General features: G+C 59.0%; 17 protein-coding genes and 2 pseudogenes. 10 read left to right on the top strand and 9 right to left on the bottom strand.

What is annotated here, in order from left to right; all coding sequences use genetic code 11:
- Window positions 1-281 precede the first annotated feature (281 nt).
- Window positions 282-800, top strand: coding sequence for an AidA/PixA family protein (locus tag BW979_RS15840; protein WP_047225715.1), 519 nt, complete (start codon window positions 282-284; stop codon window positions 798-800).
- 98 nt (window positions 801-898) lie between these two features.
- Here BW979_RS15840 and BW979_RS15835 read toward each other — a convergent pair whose 3' ends face one another.
- The 5 genes from BW979_RS15835 to BW979_RS15815 form a co-directional block, all read right to left on the bottom strand.
- Window positions 899-1123, bottom strand: a complete 225-nt coding sequence (locus BW979_RS15835; protein ID WP_076384381.1) for a formate dehydrogenase subunit delta — start codon at window positions 1121-1123, stop codon at window positions 899-901.
- Window positions 1120-3996 carry a formate dehydrogenase subunit alpha gene (gene fdhF / locus BW979_RS15830; RefSeq protein ID WP_076384379.1) on the bottom strand — a complete coding sequence of 959 codons (2877 nt, stop codon included), beginning with the start codon at window positions 3994-3996 and terminating at the stop codon, window positions 1120-1122. The genes BW979_RS15835 and fdhF overlap by 4 nt, the downstream gene beginning before the upstream one ends.
- Window positions 3993-5552: a formate dehydrogenase beta subunit gene (locus BW979_RS15825; RefSeq protein WP_076384377.1), complete on the bottom strand. Its 1560-nt coding sequence runs from the start codon at window positions 5550-5552 to the stop codon at window positions 3993-3995. Before BW979_RS15825 ends, fdhF begins: the two co-directional genes overlap by 4 nt.
- Window positions 5546-6028: a formate dehydrogenase subunit gamma gene (locus BW979_RS15820; protein WP_047225711.1), complete on the bottom strand. Its 483-nt coding sequence runs from the start codon at window positions 6026-6028 to the stop codon at window positions 5546-5548. Before BW979_RS15820 ends, BW979_RS15825 begins: the two co-directional genes overlap by 7 nt.
- A gap of 383 nt (window positions 6029-6411) precedes the next feature.
- The gene (locus BW979_RS15815) at window positions 6412-7338 is read right to left on the bottom strand and encodes a LysR family transcriptional regulator (protein ID WP_047225710.1); all 927 of its coding nucleotides are present in this window, start codon (window positions 7336-7338) and stop codon (window positions 6412-6414) included.
- A gap of 242 nt (window positions 7339-7580) precedes the next feature.
- Here BW979_RS15815 and BW979_RS15810 point away from each other — a divergent pair, with 242 nt between their 5' ends.
- From BW979_RS15810 to BW979_RS15795, 4 genes and pseudogenes are all read left to right on the top strand, one after another.
- Window positions 7581-9017, top strand: coding sequence for an NAD-dependent succinate-semialdehyde dehydrogenase (locus BW979_RS15810; RefSeq protein ID WP_076384375.1), 1437 nt, complete (start codon window positions 7581-7583; stop codon window positions 9015-9017).
- An 11-nt stretch (window positions 9018-9028) separates the two neighbouring features.
- Complete coding sequence (locus BW979_RS15805) at window positions 9029-9367, top strand: carboxymuconolactone decarboxylase family protein (protein ID WP_047225708.1); 339 nt, start codon at window positions 9029-9031, stop codon at window positions 9365-9367.
- Window positions 9364-10365, top strand: coding sequence for an NAD(P)H-quinone oxidoreductase (locus BW979_RS15800; RefSeq protein ID WP_076384373.1), 1002 nt, complete (start codon window positions 9364-9366; stop codon window positions 10363-10365). Before BW979_RS15805 ends, BW979_RS15800 begins: the two co-directional genes overlap by 4 nt.
- Before the next feature lie 372 nt (window positions 10366-10737).
- Window positions 10738-10974: pseudogene (locus BW979_RS15795) on the top strand (nucleotidyltransferase family protein); the annotation flags it as partial.
- Between the two features lie 86 nt (window positions 10975-11060).
- Here the strand turns inward: BW979_RS15795 and BW979_RS15790 are convergent.
- The gene (locus BW979_RS15790; protein ID WP_076384371.1) at window positions 11061-11462 is read right to left on the bottom strand and encodes a GFA family protein; all 402 of its coding nucleotides are present in this window, start codon (window positions 11460-11462) and stop codon (window positions 11061-11063) included.
- 164 nt (window positions 11463-11626) lie between these two features.
- Here BW979_RS15790 and BW979_RS28180 point away from each other — a divergent pair.
- The 4 genes and pseudogenes from BW979_RS28180 to BW979_RS28175 form a co-directional block, all read left to right on the top strand.
- Window positions 11627-11781: pseudogene (locus BW979_RS28180) on the top strand (DUF6124 family protein); the annotation flags it as partial.
- A 278-nt stretch (window positions 11782-12059) separates the two neighbouring features.
- Window positions 12060-12356, top strand: coding sequence for an ArsR/SmtB family transcription factor (locus tag BW979_RS15780; protein WP_047225704.1), 297 nt, complete (start codon window positions 12060-12062; stop codon window positions 12354-12356).
- A 55-nt stretch (window positions 12357-12411) separates the two neighbouring features.
- Complete coding sequence (locus tag BW979_RS15775; protein WP_047225703.1) at window positions 12412-13422, top strand: zinc-dependent alcohol dehydrogenase family protein; 1011 nt, start codon at window positions 12412-12414, stop codon at window positions 13420-13422.
- A 6-nt stretch (window positions 13423-13428) separates the two neighbouring features.
- On the top strand, window positions 13429-13650 hold the full coding sequence (locus tag BW979_RS28175; protein ID WP_083714403.1) for a transposase domain-containing protein: 222 nt from the start codon (window positions 13429-13431) through the stop codon (window positions 13648-13650).
- 72 nt (window positions 13651-13722) lie between these two features.
- Here the strand turns inward: BW979_RS28175 and BW979_RS15765 are convergent, their stop codons facing one another.
- From BW979_RS15765 to BW979_RS15755, 3 genes are read right to left on the bottom strand one after another with little or no spacing between them, the layout of a single operon-like run.
- A complete protein-coding gene (locus BW979_RS15765) occupies window positions 13723-14751 on the bottom strand; it encodes a DUF2955 domain-containing protein (RefSeq protein ID WP_076384369.1) in 1029 nt (342 codons plus the stop codon).
- On the bottom strand, window positions 14741-15880 hold the full coding sequence (locus BW979_RS15760; RefSeq protein WP_047225700.1) for an HlyD family secretion protein: 1140 nt from the start codon (window positions 15878-15880) through the stop codon (window positions 14741-14743). Before BW979_RS15760 ends, BW979_RS15765 begins: the two co-directional genes overlap by 11 nt.
- The gene (locus BW979_RS15755) at window positions 15873-17399 is read right to left on the bottom strand and encodes a TolC family protein (RefSeq protein ID WP_047225699.1); all 1527 of its coding nucleotides are present in this window, start codon (window positions 17397-17399) and stop codon (window positions 15873-15875) included. The genes BW979_RS15760 and BW979_RS15755 overlap by 8 nt, the downstream gene beginning before the upstream one ends.
- A 116-nt stretch (window positions 17400-17515) precedes the next feature.
- On the opposite strand from BW979_RS15755, the gene BW979_RS15750 reads away from it, so the two are divergent.
- Window positions 17516-18022, top strand: a complete 507-nt coding sequence (locus BW979_RS15750; protein ID WP_076384367.1) for a transporter suffix domain-containing protein — start codon at window positions 17516-17518, stop codon at window positions 18020-18022.
- The last annotated feature ends 252 nt before the right edge of the window (window positions 18023-18274 follow it).

Raw genomic sequence — 18274 nt, 5'->3', positions numbered from 1 at the left:
GGCGGCATTGAAGGCAAAGACAGACATGCGCTGTGCGCCTTCACCTACGCATGCCGCCAGAATTTCACCCGATGCATCTTACGAAAATGTCCGGTTCGGAACCGAATCAAGGACATGCCGCCGTCGCGCTTCGCTGCGCTTTTTCAGCGTCAAGAAATCGAAATTTGACTCCATAAAGCCGTCTTCTATCGTTCCCCCCGAGACCGCACCCAGGGACCGGGTGGCCCGGACGCCCTTTGAGGGCGCGGTCGTCGATGTCACTACGATCAAGGAGCAACAAAATGTCTGGAGCGACCCAAACAATTGATGTGCTTGTCACGATTGATGCCGATTACCTGATCGCCCATCCTGGCGATGTCGGCGGCGCAGTGGCCATGCTGGTGAGCCGCGATGCGGTCGACAAGCAAGCCAGCGGCAACACCGGCGAAGGTGGCGACGAGTTGTGGATCGACGTGAACCCCGGCGACAACATCCGCTGGCGCGCAACGACCCTGTCGCGCAACTTCGACCGCGTCGCACTGATCACCAACGTCCAGCAAGGCAATCCTCACCAGGGCGGTGATTACCCAGGTTCCATGTCGACCCCGATCTCCTACAACATCCCGAATATCCCGGTGCCGTACCTGGACAAGGGCGCCCCCCACGGCATCGCCAAAACTGACGTGACCTACACCTTCTGGCAGTCCACGGCCCTGAACGCAGGAAAACTCTGGTACACCGTTACCTTCGTTCTGCTGGACCGGAACCTGAACCAGATTGGTCCGAACTACAGCTGGGACCCCTACATCACTGTCAACTGACAGATCCCTGAGTTGACCACAGCCCTGATCGGTTTTGTCATACGTCTTCGACGATGAACCGGCCAGGGCTGTGCCCGTTCCCGCCATCGCAGGCCCCGCTAGACCGCCCCCTCTGTCGTTTCCGTCAGTGCCGCCAGCACCAAAGGATGCAGTACTGCGCCTGGATGCTCGGTTTGCCAAGCACTCAGCTGGCGACGCATGGCCGGCGTCCAGAAGTTCTTCATGTGTTGGCGCACGCCGTTCACCGCCTGTGCGTGATCCGGTTCACTGGCGAAGTACTGCGCGATCTGGTTGGCCATCTTGATCAGGCTTTCGGAACTCATCGCCGCACCTCGGCTTTCTCGGCATGGCGACGCTCTCTGAGCAGACGTCCCTGTTCATCACTGAAGGCCTGGTAGCGCTTCTGCCATTCGGAAGGCTGGCTGACCCGCACGATCTCGACCGCCGTCACTTTGTATTCCGGGCAGTTGGTGGCCCAGTCGGAGTTGTCGGTGGTGATGACGTTGGCGCCCGATTCGGGGAAGTGGAAGGTGGTGTAGACCACCCCTGGCGCCACCCGCTCGGTGACTTTCGCACGCAGCACGGTCTGCCCGGCGCGACTGCCGATACCGACCCAGTCACCTTCGACGATGCCGCGGTTTTCGGCGTCAGTCGGATGAATTTCCAGCCGGTCTTCCTCGTGCCAGGCCACGTTGTCGGTGCGTCGGGTCTGGGCGCCGACGTTGTACTGGCTAAGGATCCGCCCGGTGGTCAGTAGCAACGGATAACGGCTGTTGACCTTCTCCTCGGTGGGTACATAGCCGGTGAGCATGAAGCGTCCCTTGCCACGCACGAACTGCTCGATGTGCATGGTCGGCGTGCCGTCGGGCGCGGCGTCGTTGCACGGCCATTGCAGGCTGCCGTGACGATCCAGTTCGGCGTAGCTGACGCGGCTGAAGGTAGGGGTCAGGCGAGCGATCTCGTCCATGATCTGCGAAGGATGGTTGTAGTGCATCTTGTAGCCCAAGGCATCGGCCAGGGCCACGGTGGCTTCCCAGTCGGCCTTACCGGCCAGCGGTTCCATCACCTTGCGCACCCGGGAAATGCGGCGCTCGGCGTTGGTGAAGGTGCCGTCCTTCTCAAGGAACGAGCTGCCCGGCAGGAACACATGGGCGAACTTGGCCGTCTCGTTGAGGAAGATATCCTGCACCACCACGCATTCCATGGCCGACAGGGCCGCGGTCACGTGCTGGGTGTTCGGGTCGCTCTGGGCGATATCCTCGCCCTGGCAGTAAAGCGCCTTGAAGGTCCCGTCCAGGGCCGCTTCGAACATATTGGGAATGCGCAGCCCTGGATCAGGTTGCAGGGTCACGTTCCAGGCCTGTTCGAACTGGGCGCGTACCGTCTCGTTGGAAATGTGCCGATAGCCCGGCAGCTCGTGGGGGAAAGAACCCATGTCGCAGGAACCCTGGACGTTGTTCTGCCCGCGCAGCGGATTCACCCCGACCCCTTCGCGGCCAATATTGCCGGTGACCATGGCCAGGTTGGCGATACCCATCACCGAGGTGCTGCCCTGACTGTGTTCGGTGACACCGAGGCCGTAGTAGATAGCGGCATTGTCCACGCTGGCGTAAAGCCGCGCGGCGGCGCGGATCTGCTCGGCGGGCACGCCACACACCGGTCCGAGGACTTCGGGCGAGTTTTCCGGCTGGCTGACGAAGTCGCGCCACCGGGCGAAGTCCGCCGCCTCGCAGCGCTCCTCGACAAAAGGCTGGTTGACCAGCCCCTCAGTGACAATCACATGGGCCAGCGCATTGAGCATGGCCACGTTGGTCCCCGGACGCAGTTGCAAGTGCAGTTCGGCACGGGCATGGGGGGAGTCCACCAGATCGATACGACGCGGGTCGATGACGATCAGCCGTGCGCCCTGGCGCAAGCGACGCTTGAGCTGGGAGCCGAACACCGGGTGAGCGTCGGTGGGGTTGGCACCCATCACCAGGATCACGTCGGCCTTCATCACCGAGTCGAAATTCTGGGTGCCGGCGGATTCGCCCAAGGTCTGCTTGAGGCCATAACCGGTGGGCGAATGGCAGACCCGGGCGCACGTGTCGACGTTGTTGTTGCCGAAAGCGGTGCGCACCAGTTTCTGCACCAGGTAGGTTTCTTCGTTGGTGCAGCGGCTGGAGGTGATGCCACCGATGGAGTCGCGCCCGTATTTGAGCTGGATACGCCGTAATTCGCTGGCCGCGTAGTTGACCGCCTCTTCCCAGCTGACTTCCTGCCACGGGTCGCTGATGTGCTTGCGGATCATCGGTTTGGTGATGCGGTCTGGGTGGGTGGCGTAACCCCAGGCGAAACGGCCCTTGACGCAGGAGTGCCCATGGTTGGCCTGGCCGTTCTTGTCCGGGACCATGCGCACCAGTTGCTCGCCTTTCATTTCGGCGCGGAAGGAGCAGCCTACACCGCAATAGGCACAGGTGGTGATGACGCTGCGCTCCGGCTGGCCAATCTCCACAACGCTCTTGTCGATCAGGGTCGCCGTCGGGCAGGCCTGGACACAGGCGCCGCAGGAGACGCATTCGGAGTCGAGGAAGTTGTCACCGCCGGCCGCTGCCACGCGGGAATCGAAGCCGCGTCCGGTGATGGTCAGGGCAAACGTGCCCTGGATTTCCTCACAGGCGCGCACACAACGGTTACAGACGATGCATTTGCTCGGGTCATACTCGAAATAAGGGTTGGAGACGTCCTTGGCTTCGGCCAGGTGATTGGCACCCTCGTAGCCGTAGCGCACCTCGCGCAGGCCCACCTGCCCCGCCACCGTCTGCAATTCACAGTTGCCGTTGGCGGCGCACGTCAGGCAGTCCAGCGGGTGATCGGAAATGTACATTTCCATCACGTTGCGCCGCAGATCGGCCAGTCTGGACGTTTGGGTGCGCACCACCATGCCTTGTGTCACCGGCGTGGTGCAGGAGGCCGGGTAGCCGCGCATACCGTCGATCTCCACCAGGCACATGCGGCAGGAGCCGAAGGCTTCCAGGCTGTCGGTGGCGCAGAGTTTTGGAATGGTGGTGCCGAGCATGGCCGCCGCGCGCATCACCGAGGTGCCAGAGGCGACGCTGATTTCGCGGCCATCAATGGTCAGGCTGACCTGCACGTCGCTTTCACGCGCCGGGGTGCCGAGGTCGATATCGCTGCTTGGGTCGAAGATATTGATCATTGGTCGGCCTCCGTGGTCGCCAGACCGAAGTCGGCGGGAAAATGCTTGAGGGCGCTGCCGACGGGAAAGGAAGTCATCCCACCCAGGGCGCAGAGCGAGCCGTACTGCATGGTGTCGCAAAGGTCTTGCAGCAGCCGTGCCTGCTCCTGGCGCGCAGCGGCATCGGTGCTGGCGATCAAGCGGTCCACCACTTCCACGCCACGGGTGGAACCGATCCGGCACGGCGTGCACTTGCCGCAGGATTCCTCGGCGCAGAACTGCAAGGCAAAACGGGCCATCCGGGCCATGTCCAGGCTGTCGTCGGCAACCACCACACCACCGTGGCCGAGCATGGCGCCCATGGCGGCGAATGCCTCGTAGTCCAGCGGCGTGTCGAACTGCGAAGGCGGCACCCAGGCACCCAACGGCCCGCCCACTTGCGCGGCCTTGAGCGGCCGCCCACTGGCGGTACCGCCCCCATAACCTTCCACCAGCTCACGCAGGCTCAAACCGAAGGCGCGCTCTACCAGGCCGCCGTGACGGATGTTGCCCGCCAGTTGAAAAGGCATCGTGCCCAAGGAACGGCCCATGCCGAAATCACGGTAAAACTGTGCGCCCTTCTCCAGGATCACGGGCACCGAGGCCAGGGTCAGCACGTTGTGGACCAGTGTCGGCAGCCCGAACAAACCTTGCAGCGCCGGCAATGGCGGTTTGGCGCGAACGGTGCCGCGCTTGCCCTCCAGCGATTCCAGCAAGGCGGTTTCCTCACCACAGATGTAGGCCCCCGCGCCCACCCGGACTTCCAGCTCGAACGCGCGCCCGCTGCCGCCCACGTTCGTCCCCAGATAACCCGCCTGGCGAGCGATGCCCAGGGCGGCATTGAGGGTAGCTACCGCGTCCGGGTACTCCGAACGCACGTAGATGTAGCCCATGGTCGCGCCGACCGCGATACCCGCGATAATCATGCCTTCGATCAAAAGGAACGGATCGCCTTCCATCAGCATACGGTCGGCAAACGTGCCGGAGTCGCCCTCATCGGCGTTACACACCACATACTTCTGTGCGCCTACCGCATCTCGAACGGTGCGCCACTTGATGCCCGCCGGGAACGCCGCGCCACCGCGGCCGCGCAGGCCGGAATCGAGCACGCTGGCGACCACGTCGGCGCCGTCCATCTGGATCGCCCGCGCAAGCCCAAGAAAGCCACCTTGGGCACGGTAATCGTCCAGGGACAGCGGTTGAGTGATGCCGGCACGCGCAAACAGCAGACGCTGCTGGCTTTTGAGGTACGGAATTTCCTCGACCAGCCCCAAGGCCAACGGATGACTGGCGGGATCTCCCGCCAGGGCATCGAGCAGGCTCGGCACGTCTTGCGGCGTGATCGGGCCAAAGCCCAGCCGACCCTCGGTGGTTTCAAGCTCCAGCATCGGCTCCAGCCAGTAGAGCCCACGGGAGCTGGTGCGGCGCAGTTCAAGCGGCAGTTGTCGACGCTCGGCCTCACTCACCAGCGCCACGGCGACCTTGTCCGCCCCCACGGCGCGGGCCACTGAATCACGGGGGATACAGAGCTTCAGCATGCGCCCTCCTCCAGACAGCCCTTCACCAGCTCGCGCAAGCGTTCGGGGGTTAACCGTGCATGCAGCTCGCCGTCCAGTTCCAGAGCAGGTGAACAGACGCAGGCACCCAGGCAATAGACGGGACGCAGGCTGATGCTGCCATCGGCACTGGTGCCATGGTCATCCAGCGCCAATTGCTCACGCAACTGCGCAGCCAGACCTTCGGCCCCCATGCTCTGGCAGGACTCGGCCCGGCACAGACGTAGCGTGTGGCGCGCCGGCGGCGAGGTACGGAAGTCGTGGTAGAAGCTGATTACGCCGCGCACTTCAGCCTGGCTGAGGTTCAAGGCATGGGCAATCTCCGGGACGGCGGCGTCGGGAACGTACCCGCAGCCTTCCTGGATAGCGTGGAGAATCGGCAGCAAGGCACCGGGAGTGTCCTTTTCGCGCTGCAACACGCTATGAATCAGAGGCAGGTGAAGCGTCTCATCAGGCATAAACGTACCTCGGCATCTCGAACGATACCGCCGCAACGCGACGACCGTCCGGAGTCTTGGCTGCGGTGCCGGGCCACGTCACGGACGCGTGGCTGATCCAGTCACCATTCTCGCTCTCCGGCCAAGTGTCTAGGCGCACCAGGTCCGGGGCATCGTTACAGCTTGCCACTCCCGGGGGGCGGCGATTGCACACAGACGACTTAACGTATCCTGAAAGCGACTTGAGCCGGGAAGCAGTCAGCCCTCATAGCTTAATTCACTATTGGGTATTGGCCAGTCGATGCTACCGGTGGTGGTTTTTGGGGGGCTACATATCCTCGCGCTTAGGCGAACTGCTCGAAAGTTGTCTTGTCGAGGTGCAAATACTTATGACTCGCGGTATTTCAATGGATGAGTTCCTGAGCGGTGGCTGCCAATTGACGACCAACCCGATCCTTTAACGTGTCGATGAAGCGGGTGATTTTTGCATCGACAAATTGTCGTGAGTTGTAGATGGCATAGACGTTGCGCTCATACGTATGGAAGTCAGGCAGAACCCGCACCAGCTTCCCGGAGCGCAAATCCTCGACCGCCGTAAACCCGGCCAGCAACCCAATTCCGGCCCCCTCCCGAATAGCCACCGCCATCGCATCCATATCGTTCACGCTGAAACTTGGCCCGGCAGGGACAAATGTCGCGTCGCCCGCCTTGCTCTTCAGTTGCCACTCATCCCTGACATAGTCCACGGTGCCCAGCAGCAGACACTGGTGATCATCGAGATCCTTCGGCGTCACGGGCGGCGCATGTCGAGCCAGATAGTCTGGTGACGCCACCAGAACGCAATGGCTGACACCGATCTTTTGGCTGACATACGCCGAATCAGGCAGCGTTCGGGCAATCAGAATCGAGACATCGAGCTGGTCTTCAAGCAGGTTAGGCATGCGCTGGGAAAGCAATAGATCCACAGTGACATCCGGAAAATGTTTGCGGTATTCCAGCACGGCCCCCGTGACCAGATGCCGAGCCAGTCCGGGTACACAATGCACACGGAGTGTTCCCCTGGGCTGCAAGGCCGCGTTGCTTGCTTCGGCTTCCGCACTCTCAAGATCAGCCAGAATTTTCGTGCACCGCTCATAGAACCGCCGCCCCGCATCAGTGACCGACAGGCGCCGGGTCGAGCGTTGCAACAGACGCGCATCGAGCACATTTTCGAGCGCAGAAACAGCACGCGATACGTTACCTACTGTGGAGTCCAGATGATTTGCCACGGCAGTGAAACTGCCCATCTCGACAACCTTTATGTAGACCGACATGTTCGAAAGCTTATCCATTGCGACCTTCCTTCAGATCTGACGCATACCCGTGACAACACGCATTTTTCCATGATGCTACACGCTCGACCCGATGCTCGATATTACCTCTGCTGACAACAATGATTCCCTCTGGGCCGACTAAATCAACGGTGTCGCCTTCCATAGACTTGGTTGCACAGGCCGCCTCAACAGGCCTGCGGCAAAGCCACTCAGGCGCCGAGCGTCATACCAAACCCTGACAACCAAATGAAGGCCACATCATGAACACTCCCTACGACCCGCTTTATCTTTTCATCGGTGGTGAATGGATCAGTGACCAAGGGCGCGACACTGCTGCTGTCGTTAACCCGGCAACCGGACGGATGATCGGGCGCGTCCCCCTCGCCACCGCAGGTGACCTTGATAACGCCCTTGAGGTGGCTCGACTGAGCTTCGAGCAATGGCGCCAGACCGTACCTGACAAACGCGCAAAAATCCTCAAGCGGGCCGCCGACCTGATCATTGAACGAGCACCGCACATCGCCGCGCAAATGACACTGGAAGAAGGCAAGCCGCTGGGTGAAAGCATGGATGAAGTGATACGTGCGGCGGAATACTTCGAGTGGTTCGCCGAGAGTGCCCGGCGTATTGATGGCCGCGTGGTACCGGCCAACCGTCCTGGCGTACTGCAACTGGTCAAACGCCAGGCCATCGGCCCAGTGGCAGCGTTCACACCCTGGAACTTCCCGGCCATTACTCCAGCCCGCAAGCTCTCGGCAGCCTTGGCCGCCGGGTGCAGCGTTATCCTCAAGCCAGGTGAAGAAAGTCCTTCCACAGCGCTGGCCCTGGCTCGTGCGCTCGACGACGCAGGCTTGCCCAAAGGGGTGCTGCAGGTGGTCTTCGGCGTACCGGATCAAGTGTCCAGCCATCTGATCGCCTCACCGATCATTCGCAAAGTCACCTTTACCGGCTCAATGCCCATCGGTCGCCTGCTATCTGCCCGAGCTGCCGAAGGCGTTAAGCCCATCACCCTTGAGTTGGGTGGGCACGGCCCCGTGCTCGTATTCGCAGATGCAGATATTGAAAAGGCTGCAACCGAAGGTGTCGCGAATCGGTTTCGCGGGACCGGACAGGTGTGCATTTCATCCACTCGTTTTCTGATCCAGCGCGGTGCCTATCAAGCTTTTGTCGATCATTTTGTCGCTGCAACCAAAGCCCTGAGAATCGGTGATGGCCTGCATCCAGACACTCAAGTGGGCCCTTTGGCCAACCCAAGGCAATTGGCAAAGATGGAAGAACTGGTGGCCGATGCCGTCGAGAAAGGTGCTCGGGTATTGATCGGGGGCGAAGCCTTGTCACGTGAAGGCTTCTTCTTCCAGCCCACCGTTCTGGCGGATGTGCCGCTGAACGCCCGAGTCATGCACGAAGAACCCTTTGGCCCGATCGCAGTGCTGATGCCGTTCGATGAATTGGCGGATGGACTGAAAGAAGCGAACCGCCTGCCCTACGGGCTCTCAGCGTACGCATTCACATCCAGTGCGCGAACCGCGATTGACGTCGCTGACGGATTGGAGGCCGGAATGATCGGGATCAACCAATACCGCATCGTCGCCACCGAGCTTCCGTTCGGCGGCATGAAAGAAAGCGGTCATGGCTCGGAAGGCGGCATTGAAGGCATCGAGCACTATCTGACCCACAAATTCATCAGCCAGGTTTAAGGGTAATTCCCATGTCCAAGATCAATTTCAGCAGTCCCCGCGAGGCGGCGCGCGCATTCACTCCCAAGCTGTCGCAGTTCGTCGACTCAACGCTTTATCCGCAGATCTGGAGCGATCCGGCATTGTCCCCCCGCGACCGCAGCCTGATCACCGTGGCCGCATTGATCGCCGGGGGCCACTCGGAAGAATTGCCCGCTCATTTACGCCGGGCGGTGGGTAATGGCGTTAACCATGACGAAATTGCAGCGGCGATCACGCACCTGGCTTTCTACGTGGGATTCCCTGGCGCCATTACCGCGTCTGCTATCGCCAACGCCACGTTTACCGAATCAGAGAACAACCAAGCATGAAAGCCATCAACATCAGAGAATTTGGTGCCGCAGACGTTCTGGAACTCGCAGAGGTTGCCACTCCTGAAGTGCGTCCTACCGACCTGCTAGTGCGTGTCTATGCCGCGGGGGTAAACCGTGCGGATCTGACTCATCGAACGGGTGGCTATGGCCATCCTAATTTCGGTGACTCCCTGATCATCGGGCTGGAGATCGCCGGAGAGGTGATCGAGGCAGGCAGTGAGGTGATCGGATTTGAGGTGGGTGATCGAGTGATGGGCGTTGTTGGAGGCGGCGCCTATGCCGAACTGGCTCGAATCGACTACCGCATGGCCATGCACATCCCTGCCCAACTGGACTATGTGCACGCGGCAGCAATTCCGGAGGTCTTCGTCACCGCCCATGAAGCGATGATGCATCTGGCTCGGCTCAAGGCCAGCGACTCGGTGCTGATTCACGCTGCTGCTGGAGGCGTTGGGTCTGCCGCCGTGCAGCTGGCTTACGCCACAGGCGCCACGGTGTATGCGACAACTGAAGGCAGCAAGTTGTCTCGCGTCGAACACTTGGGGGCAGATGTCGCGATTGACTACAAGACACAGGACTTCGCCGAAGTCATTGCCGATAAAACCAACGGTCGAGGCGTCGATATCATCATCGACTTCGTCGGCGAGCCCTACTTCGCACGCAACGTCGCGTCCCTTGCGCATGGCGGCCGCCTGATTCAGGTTGGCATCCTCGGCGGTGGCGGCAAAGTAACTATAGAGCTGGAGCATATCCTCTACCGTCACTTGCAAATCATTGGCACGGTCATGAAGTCCCGCACGCAGCCGGAGAAGCACGACATGATCAGGCGCTTCCGTGAGCATTGGCTTGATCGCTTCGATGGCGCTGCAAGCCTCGAGCCTGTCGTTGACAGCACGTTCCCGTTATCACGTGCCGCCGATGCACATCGCCGGATGGAATCTTGCAAGAGCGTCGGGAAAATCATTTTGACCATGCAGCCTGAAGACTTGGCTTGAGTCTGGCGTCTTGCGATAGAACTGAAACGGTGCCCCTGGTGGGCACCCTTCAGGATGAAAAACCATCTTCACAGGACTAGGCCCGTTGTTCCATGGTTTCTCAGGTACTACGGTCGTATTCGCCTTCTCAGTAACTCGGATAACAGCATCAGCATCCCGGACTCCTGATTACCCGGCTCATTTCCTGGCCCATAGGTTTCCCCTGTTGAGGCTTCCCCCTGCACCTCATGGCGCAACATGCATGACTCGGGGTCGGGTTGATTCGCCATTTCTTACCCCTATCGAACTTCAAACTCATCAACGCAGCCGCCCACTGTTTCATGCCCTCTGGCAGCGCCGCCCCTTTTGTTCGTCGTTGCTTTAACGGTATGGGACTATCCCCAGCTTGAGTCGGCTAAAGACGGAGTTGATCGCTACCTGGTTTCGGGTACCTGCATTGGTTTGGATATAGAAACCGGCGAAGTTTATGCCCCCAACGGCCTAGCCGACACTGAGCAAGGACTCCTTCGCATCAACCCAAAGAATCCCAAGCCAGATCTGTTCGATCAGAAGGCGAAAAGTTATCAGGCTCGCTGGCCTTGGCTCAGGATCGTAGAAACCCAAAGTTGAATCGGAGCGCTTGGCATATCCCGGCCAAGCAAAAGCGGCAACCCTCTCACCTTTGCTCAGCGTGAGACATATCGATATTGATGACTTTACTGGCTGCCCAAGCGTTCCTGCGACAGTGTGTACCAAGGAGCTGCGCTATCGAAATGAACGTGTTTCTGCTTTTGGGGCAGAAAAGGCGTATCGAGGGTACCCAGTGCTACCGAAACCCAGCTGGCAAACTCCCCTTGAGAACGTGACCAGAACAGCGTCGAACCGCACTGCACGCAGAACTCTCGTAATACCGTCCGTGAAGATGCATAGGTTTTGATGCTGGTGGCGCCACTGAGTATTCGAAGCGCGTTACGCGGAACGCTGCCGTAGGAAGCAAACGCTGCTCCGTGACTTTTGCGACACTGACTGCAATAACAATGACTCACTGCTTTCGGTGGGGCGAGCAGTTCATAACTGACGGCTGCGCACAGGCAGCTTCCTTGGTAAACCTCTGGCATAAGTTCATCCGTGCCGGTGAAAAACGTCAGCGTAACTGTCCAGGCCTAGTCAGTCGACAGGCCATTTCTGAACGGAGGTCATCCGGCTTACGACCGCAGCGTCTCCGAGCGTGGTCAAGCTTTCGCCACGAAAATGTACGCGTTCCTCGGAGCATGGTTCGTTGCTTAGCGAGACCCTGGCCTCAGCCGATGCAATGGTTAGCGACCTGGCTTCGAGCTGGATGGTTCACGACGTCACGCTGCCCTCGGCATTCAGCAACTGATCGAACTGAGTGCGATGCTGGCGAACCGGGTGCTGGAAAACGTGGATCCGCGATAGCAGGTGAGCATCCTGCTAATAAAACAAACCCGGTATCTTATCTCGGGTTTGTTTCATTTCGTCTCACTGTCACTCTGCTCAAACTGCGAGTGAAAAACAGCGAGAACCGTTGATTGCGAGAGGCGGCTTGCGGCCAGAAGCAGTCGTTCAGGCATAGACCGGGGATGTCTACCGGAGCGGGGTCGATTCGGCTGGATGCGTTTTTTGATTTCAACCCTTTGCGCTGGGCCATAGATGACTTATTGAACATTTCGTAAAAAAGCGTAACATTGCCGCCCATGATACTCGAACAGCTCAAAGCCCTGGGCAATGACACTCGCATGCAAATGATGGAGTGGCTCAAAGACCCACTCAGTAATTTCCCCCCTCAGGATCATGGCGATCCTGCGATAGGCGTGTGCGTCACCCATTTGCAGCACAAGGCGGGGCTTTCACCTTCTACTGCGTCTGCACATTTAGCTATCTTGCAACGTGCAGGCTTCGTGCTGACCACCCGCATCGGAAAATGGACTTACTACCGGCGCAATGAGCAGGCGATTAATGACTTTGCGGCTAGGCTGATCATCGAATTGTAATTTTTAAACATTCATTTCGTTATTTCGCGTAATGAGAAAACATGAGGGAACCCCTATGAGCAGCAAAACTATCTTCGTTGAACCCGGTGGCGGCTATGAAAAGGTTGTGGTTGGCAGCAGCGAAGTCCGAGCCGCAGCGCGTGGCGAAATCACCGTACGTCTTCATGCAAACTCGCTCAACTACCACGACTTCGCGGTGGTCAGCGGTATGTGGGGCCCTAGCGAAAAACGCATCCCCATGGCCGATGGTGCAGGTGAAGTCATTGCTGTCGGCCCAGATGTCACTGAATTCAAGGTAGGTGACTCGGTCGTCAGCACCTTCTTCCCGGAATGGATCAACGGTACGCCACTGGTTGAAGGCTTTGTCAGCGTGCCAGGTGATGGCATTGACGGCTACGCTCGTGAGCAAGTAACGGCCAACGCCACATCGTTCACCCTCGCGCCTATTGGCTACAGCCATGCTGAAGCGTCGACGCTTACCACCGCTGGCCTGACTGCATGGCGCGCCCTGATGGCCGATGACTCACTCAAGCCGGGCGACACCGTGCTCGTCCAAGGCACTGGTGGCGTTTCAATTTTCGCCCTGCAGTTCGCTAAAATGGCCGGCGCTACCGTTATTGCGACCTCTTCAAGCGACGAAAAACTTGAACGTCTGAAAGCGCTAGGCGCTGATCATGTGATCAATTACCGCAAAGACCTCAACTGGGGCGAAACTGCACGCGCGCTAACGGGTGGCCGTGGTGTTGACCACATCATCGAAGTCGGCGGCCCTGCGACGCTTGAGCAATCGATGAGTGCCATTCGGGTTGCTGGTCACATCTCCGTCATCGGCATATTGAGTGGCGTAAGCGGTGCAATGAATTTTGTACCGGCACTGATCAAGCAAGTGCGTCTGCAGGGTGTATTGGTGGGTAGCCGCAGCCAGCAGCAGGACATGATCCGAGCCATCAATGCTAATGGCATGCGCCCGATTATTGATCGTCATTTCCCTATGAGCGAGATTGTCGAAGCGTTCAAGTATCAGGAAACCAACCAGCATTTCGGCAAAATTTGCCTGGATATCTAAGCACGCATGCATGGGCATGATCCGTATGCCTATCTCATAGATGTGCTGCCACGGCTGCCGACGCAGCGCACGAGAGAGATTGGCCCCTTGCTGCCTGTCACAACCGGCAGCAAGGGGTCCAGGCTGTGTGAAAACACCGCCGAGCAGTTCAAGACCTGCGGTTTAAAACAGTATGAGTCGATAGTGGACTTTCACGACCGGCAGTCTGCATCGCCCCAAAGTGAGTAAACGCTTTTGCCACCCCTTGCCATGATTTCTGAGGATTTCATCGCAAGGATTGCCCATGAAGCGGTCTATCCATCAGATTAATTCTTGAGCTCGTCTTGGTTGTCGCTGATCCAGAATATGAACCATCAGGCAGGCGTACAGCGTCACGAGAATGAACAGTCCCATGCGTACGGCAAACGCCGTGTAGACGTCCTTGCCTGCAATGCTGTCTTGAACCGACTGGCCCAGCAGAATAATCAGGGTGATCAGGCTGTTGAGCCAGAACCCTGGGCTTAACCGTGTAGGGCTTAGCCCATATAGCTTGCGCGCCAGCACGAGGCCGAACAGCAGCATCCAAAGGAAGAACATCCATAGATGTACAAAGAGGCTCAGTGCACACCAGAACAATACCGCCAGTAGGCCTCCCAACAAGGTCGAGCCAATCAATTCTCGAGCGGCATTGCGCGACGTCGTTGTCGAACTCTGCTGACCCAGGCTGACCGCTTTCAAGACAATGGGCAGGTAAGTGGCCGGATCAATCAGGGCCACCAGAAACGCCGGCAATACAATCAGCGCTGCCCGTAGCGCAACCCTGTCGACGTCTTCCGCCCGCAAGGCCGGGGCCGCAGGTGGTGACGGAGTATTGGCTGACTCGGGAAACAGCCAATGACTTATCGCCAGCACGATGACAGCGAGGATCAAGCCTTTAACCAATGCACCGATGATCATCATCGCCAAGTCAAAATCGACGAAGCCAGCTGAGGAGATCATGGTCAGGCCAATCACCAGAAACGTGACGATCAGGTTATTGCCGCCACGCAGACCCAATCGAAAAACCAGGAACAGGCTCACGCCGACCAGGAGAACGCCGCTGAACGGGTAGTAGCGCAGGATTGGGATAAGCAATAGGCCGACACCGGTGGTCAACATCGCGACCAGGGCCAGTGTCAGTCCGGCCTTGAGTTGCAACGGACGATTGAGGGTGGCGATCAAAAGTACCGCAAGCACGGGCGCGATAAAGGGAATCGGCAAGGCTACGCCGAAGCTGACCGCAAGGCACAGCGCGGTGCCTGTAGCCAGGCGCAACGCCCGCTGAGTCCTCGGCGTCCGCTTAGTAGACATAAGACAGCCAACTCATCAGCCTCAGAAATATGCGGCCCAGTGGATTCAGCGGGTTGCCTTGAGAGGGGAATGCCATGACCTCGGCTTGGCCACCGGCACGTATCGCGCGAGTGTCACGCAGCCTGGCCATTGAATCCTCGGAAAATTCGATGATCACCGGAAAACGCTGTGCCGGACGAAGCCAGTCCCGGCTGTTCTGCACAGTTGGCAATGTACCGGGCGCTGTCGTCGGCCCCACGCTGACGCCGTAGCCGACACTGCGTACACGCCCGTCGAACACTTCGCCTGGCAATGCATCCAGGACGATCGCCACCGGTGTCTGGGGCTTGACCAGACCGAGGTTGTTTTCGGTCATGTCTGCGCTGATCCACACATCATGGATGGCGATCAGGGTCATGACTGGGCTGCCGATGGCTGCGAACTGCCCCGCGTCGGTGCGTAGATCGGTGATCAAACCTGCCGAACGTGCGCGAATCTGTGTATTAGCCAGGTCGAGTTCAGCTTTCGACAACGCGGTGGCGGCGCTGCGCAGCAAAGCGTTGTTTTCCGCACTGCCACCTTCTTGCTCGCGCGCGCGCTGGACCTCGGCACGGGCGGCGGCGACCTGGCTGAGCGCTTGTTGGTAGTTGGCGCGCGATACTTCGAGCAAGCGTACGGAAATGGTGCCTGGGTCTTCGCGGTACAAACCCTCGAGCCGCTGGTTGTCCTGCCGCGCCTTGAGTTCATTCGCCTGGGCCGCTCGCAAATTGGCTTGTGCCGCGGCTATGCCAGCGGTGCTGGCACCGATCTGTCGACGGGTGGACTCAAGATCTGCATGCGCACGGTCGACGGCAATCTGATATGGCTGAGGATCCACTTCGAACAGCACGTCTCCCGCCTTGACGTCCTGATTGTTACGCACGTTGACGCGGATGACTCGACCAGCCACTTCCGCAGCCACCGGTATCACAAAAGCACCGACTCGAGCCTGTTGCGTATAAGGCGTGAAGCGGTCCGCCAACAAGTACCAGACCAGACTCAGTGTGATCAAGATCAGTACCCACTTGATGCCTTTTGAGCCGGATTCAACTGGCGGTTCTGGCGCCTCGGGGGAAGAGGCATCGGTGGAAGACTGCGCGGCTTCACTCATGATTGTTGACCTTTTTCGGTTCCGCTGCTGAAGGCTCATCCAGCAAGTTGCCCCAGTCCGTGCGCCCTTCCATTTGCTGGCGGGTGGCCGGGGCGACTTTCGGTTGGACGCTGTACCAACCGCCGCCCAACGCTTTGTATAGGGCAATCACATTGCTGACGGCATTGCTTCGGCTGACCAGGTAATTGTCCTGTTGCTCCAGCAGTGCGCGTTGCGAGTCGAGCACCCGCTGGAAGTCCGAGTACCCTTCCCGATACAGGGCGTTGGCCAGCACCAGTGATCGCTTGGCGGCGACTTCGGCCTCACGCAGGATTGCTTCGCGCTCCAAGGACTTGATCAGTCCATTGGCTGCGTCATCTGCCTCGCGTGCCGCTTGGCGCACCTTTTCGCGGTACCCTTCGATCAGTTGCTGCAACCGCGCATCCTGCACGCGCACGTTATTACTGATCTGGCCATGGTCGAACAGATTCCAGCGCAGACTCGGGCCACCGATCAGGTCCAGACTCCTGGGGGTGCCATTGAGCGTATCAGTCGTCCAAACGATGCTGCCCAGCAAGGTCAGCGACGGATAGAAATCGGTTTCGGCCACGCCGATCAGGGCCGACTGGGCCGCGACATTGAGTTCTGCGGCACGCACGTCGGGCCTGCGCAGCAGCAGGTTGGCCGGTACATCCTGCAGCACGGTACGGTCCACCAGCGGAATCCATCCTTCATTTTCGACCAGTTGCGGCAGAGCGCCGGGCGGCCGTCCAATCAGTACCGCCAACGAATTACGGGTACGAAGAACCTGATCCTCGAAGTTGGGGATGGTACTGAGGGTGCCCAGGTATTGGGTTCTGGCTTGTTGCAGGTCGAGCTCTGCATTCTGGCCGCTCTTGAACAGCTTCTCGGTTATCTCGAAGTTACGCTTTTGCTGTTTGGCGTTTTCCTTGGCCACGCGCAAACGTGCTTCGGTGGTACGCAGCGAAAAGTAAGTACTGGCCAGTTGGGCGCGCAGCAGAACCAGCCCGTCTTCGAAATTGGCCTGGGCGGCGAAGTAACTGGCATCGGATGATTCAATGGCGCGACTGAAGCGCCCCCAGAAGTCCAGTTCCCAACCAATGTCGAACCCCGCACTGTATTGCCAGAAATGACTGTTTTGCGGACTACTTCCGCCGGATTGCTGACGGTTGAAGTACAGACTGTCGGCGCTGGCTTGCTGCAGTTGGGGGTAACGCCCGCTTTGGGCAATACCCAACTGGGCCCGCGCCTCAATCACCCGCAGACCGGCAACTTTAAGGTCTGAATTGTTGGCATCCGCCTCGGCAATCAGACGATTGAGAACCGGATCGCCGAAAACTTGCCACCATTGACGAAAGTCCGGGGCCCGGCTGCGTTGGCTGACTTGCTCAAGGGCAGGAGTAGTCCAGTGTCCTGGCCACGCCTCCCTCGGTGACTGAAAGTCTGGCCCCAGGCGCACGCAGCCGCTCAAGCCGAGCACTCCAAACACTAGCAGTTGGCCCGATCGCGTCAGATGCATGCGTTTTTTCCAGTCAAGGAAGATTACAGGAGCATAGACGCCCTGATCGCCCGCAGACTGCTAAGCTTTTCAGCATCGTTATATTTGATAAGACCCGTCAAAAAGGTACGGCAGCCATGAACTCCCCCCATACCGCTAAATGGCGCTTCAAACTGGGTATAGCCATCATTTGTCTGATGCTAGGCTCCTGGCTGATGGTGCCAGTCGCGGCGGCGCTCGATGTGCCTGGATCAAAGATCGCAGCGCTGACTGGGGTCCTGTTTATCAGCAACAAAGTCCTGCTGATTCTCGTCATCGCCGTCATGGGCAAGGCCGGCTTCCAGCAGTTGAAGGGCAGCTTGGTCGGTTACGTGTCCGGGCTTGTGCCTTCCATGAAGGACGAAGTTGGCCCGGTTCGTCATCGAATCGGCATCGTGATGTTCTGCTTGCCGTTGATCTCCTCATTCCTCGAGCCTTACGTCGATGCCTTCTGGCCAGGTCTCAGACCGAACCTCTGGCAGGCCCAATTGCTGGGTGACGTCATGCTGATTGGCAGCTTTTTTGTACTCGGGGGGAATTTCTGGGAGAAGGTGCACGCGTTATTTGTGCGAACTGCACGTGTCTCGGACTCAAGTGCGACGTGAGTCGACGATAGAAACGAAGGCTTTCAACCCTAGCGGACGTTAGCTGCCCAGCGTCAATCAGGACCGGCGCCCCCGATCGCTGGCACGTCCAGCGGTGCGACTTCGCAAGCCAGTCCTTGGCTTCCCAAACCCCAACGACACATGAACATTGAGCACGGTAAGTAGTCCGCAAAAAACCCTAACTCGCCCCACCCATACGCAAAACATCTGAACTCAGTACATAACATATATTTTCAATTCCCTCGCACCGGT

It is taken from the genome of Pseudomonas sp. A214 (genome assembly GCF_900156295.1).
Taxonomy (GTDB): Bacteria; Pseudomonadota; Gammaproteobacteria; order Pseudomonadales; family Pseudomonadaceae; genus Aquipseudomonas; species Aquipseudomonas rhizophila.
The sequence above is the reverse complement of the archived record's forward strand: the minus strand, read 5'-3'. Positions and strand labels throughout refer to the sequence as shown.

Coding starts and splice junctions, on each gene's coding strand:
- BW979_RS15840 (WP_047225715.1), top strand. CDS start 282: ATGTCTGGAGCGACCCAAACAATTGATGTGCTTGTCACGATTGATGCC.
- BW979_RS15835 (WP_076384381.1), bottom strand. CDS start 1,123: ATGAGTTCCGAAAGCCTGATCAAGATGGCCAACCAGATCGCGCAGTAC.
- fdhF (WP_076384379.1), bottom strand. CDS start 3,996: ATGATCAATATCTTCGACCCAAGCAGCGATATCGACCTCGGCACCCCG.
- BW979_RS15825 (WP_076384377.1), bottom strand. CDS start 5,552: ATGCTGAAGCTCTGTATCCCCCGTGATTCAGTGGCCCGCGCCGTGGGG.
- BW979_RS15820 (WP_047225711.1), bottom strand. CDS start 6,028: ATGCCTGATGAGACGCTTCACCTGCCTCTGATTCATAGCGTGTTGCAG.
- BW979_RS15815 (WP_047225710.1), bottom strand. CDS start 7,338: ATGGATAAGCTTTCGAACATGTCGGTCTACATAAAGGTTGTCGAGATG.
- BW979_RS15810 (WP_076384375.1), top strand. CDS start 7,581: ATGAACACTCCCTACGACCCGCTTTATCTTTTCATCGGTGGTGAATGG.
- BW979_RS15805 (WP_047225708.1), top strand. CDS start 9,029: ATGTCCAAGATCAATTTCAGCAGTCCCCGCGAGGCGGCGCGCGCATTC.
- BW979_RS15800 (WP_076384373.1), top strand. CDS start 9,364: ATGAAAGCCATCAACATCAGAGAATTTGGTGCCGCAGACGTTCTGGAA.
- BW979_RS15790 (WP_076384371.1), bottom strand. CDS start 11,462: ATGCCAGAGGTTTACCAAGGAAGCTGCCTGTGCGCAGCCGTCAGTTAT.
- BW979_RS15780 (WP_047225704.1), top strand. CDS start 12,060: ATGATACTCGAACAGCTCAAAGCCCTGGGCAATGACACTCGCATGCAA.
- BW979_RS15775 (WP_047225703.1), top strand. CDS start 12,412: ATGAGCAGCAAAACTATCTTCGTTGAACCCGGTGGCGGCTATGAAAAG.
- BW979_RS28175 (WP_083714403.1), top strand. CDS start 13,429: ATGCATGGGCATGATCCGTATGCCTATCTCATAGATGTGCTGCCACGG.
- BW979_RS15765 (WP_076384369.1), bottom strand. CDS start 14,751: ATGTCTACTAAGCGGACGCCGAGGACTCAGCGGGCGTTGCGCCTGGCT.
- BW979_RS15760 (WP_047225700.1), bottom strand. CDS start 15,880: ATGAGTGAAGCCGCGCAGTCTTCCACCGATGCCTCTTCCCCCGAGGCG.
- BW979_RS15755 (WP_047225699.1), bottom strand. CDS start 17,399: ATGCATCTGACGCGATCGGGCCAACTGCTAGTGTTTGGAGTGCTCGGC.
- BW979_RS15750 (WP_076384367.1), top strand. CDS start 17,516: ATGAACTCCCCCCATACCGCTAAATGGCGCTTCAAACTGGGTATAGCC.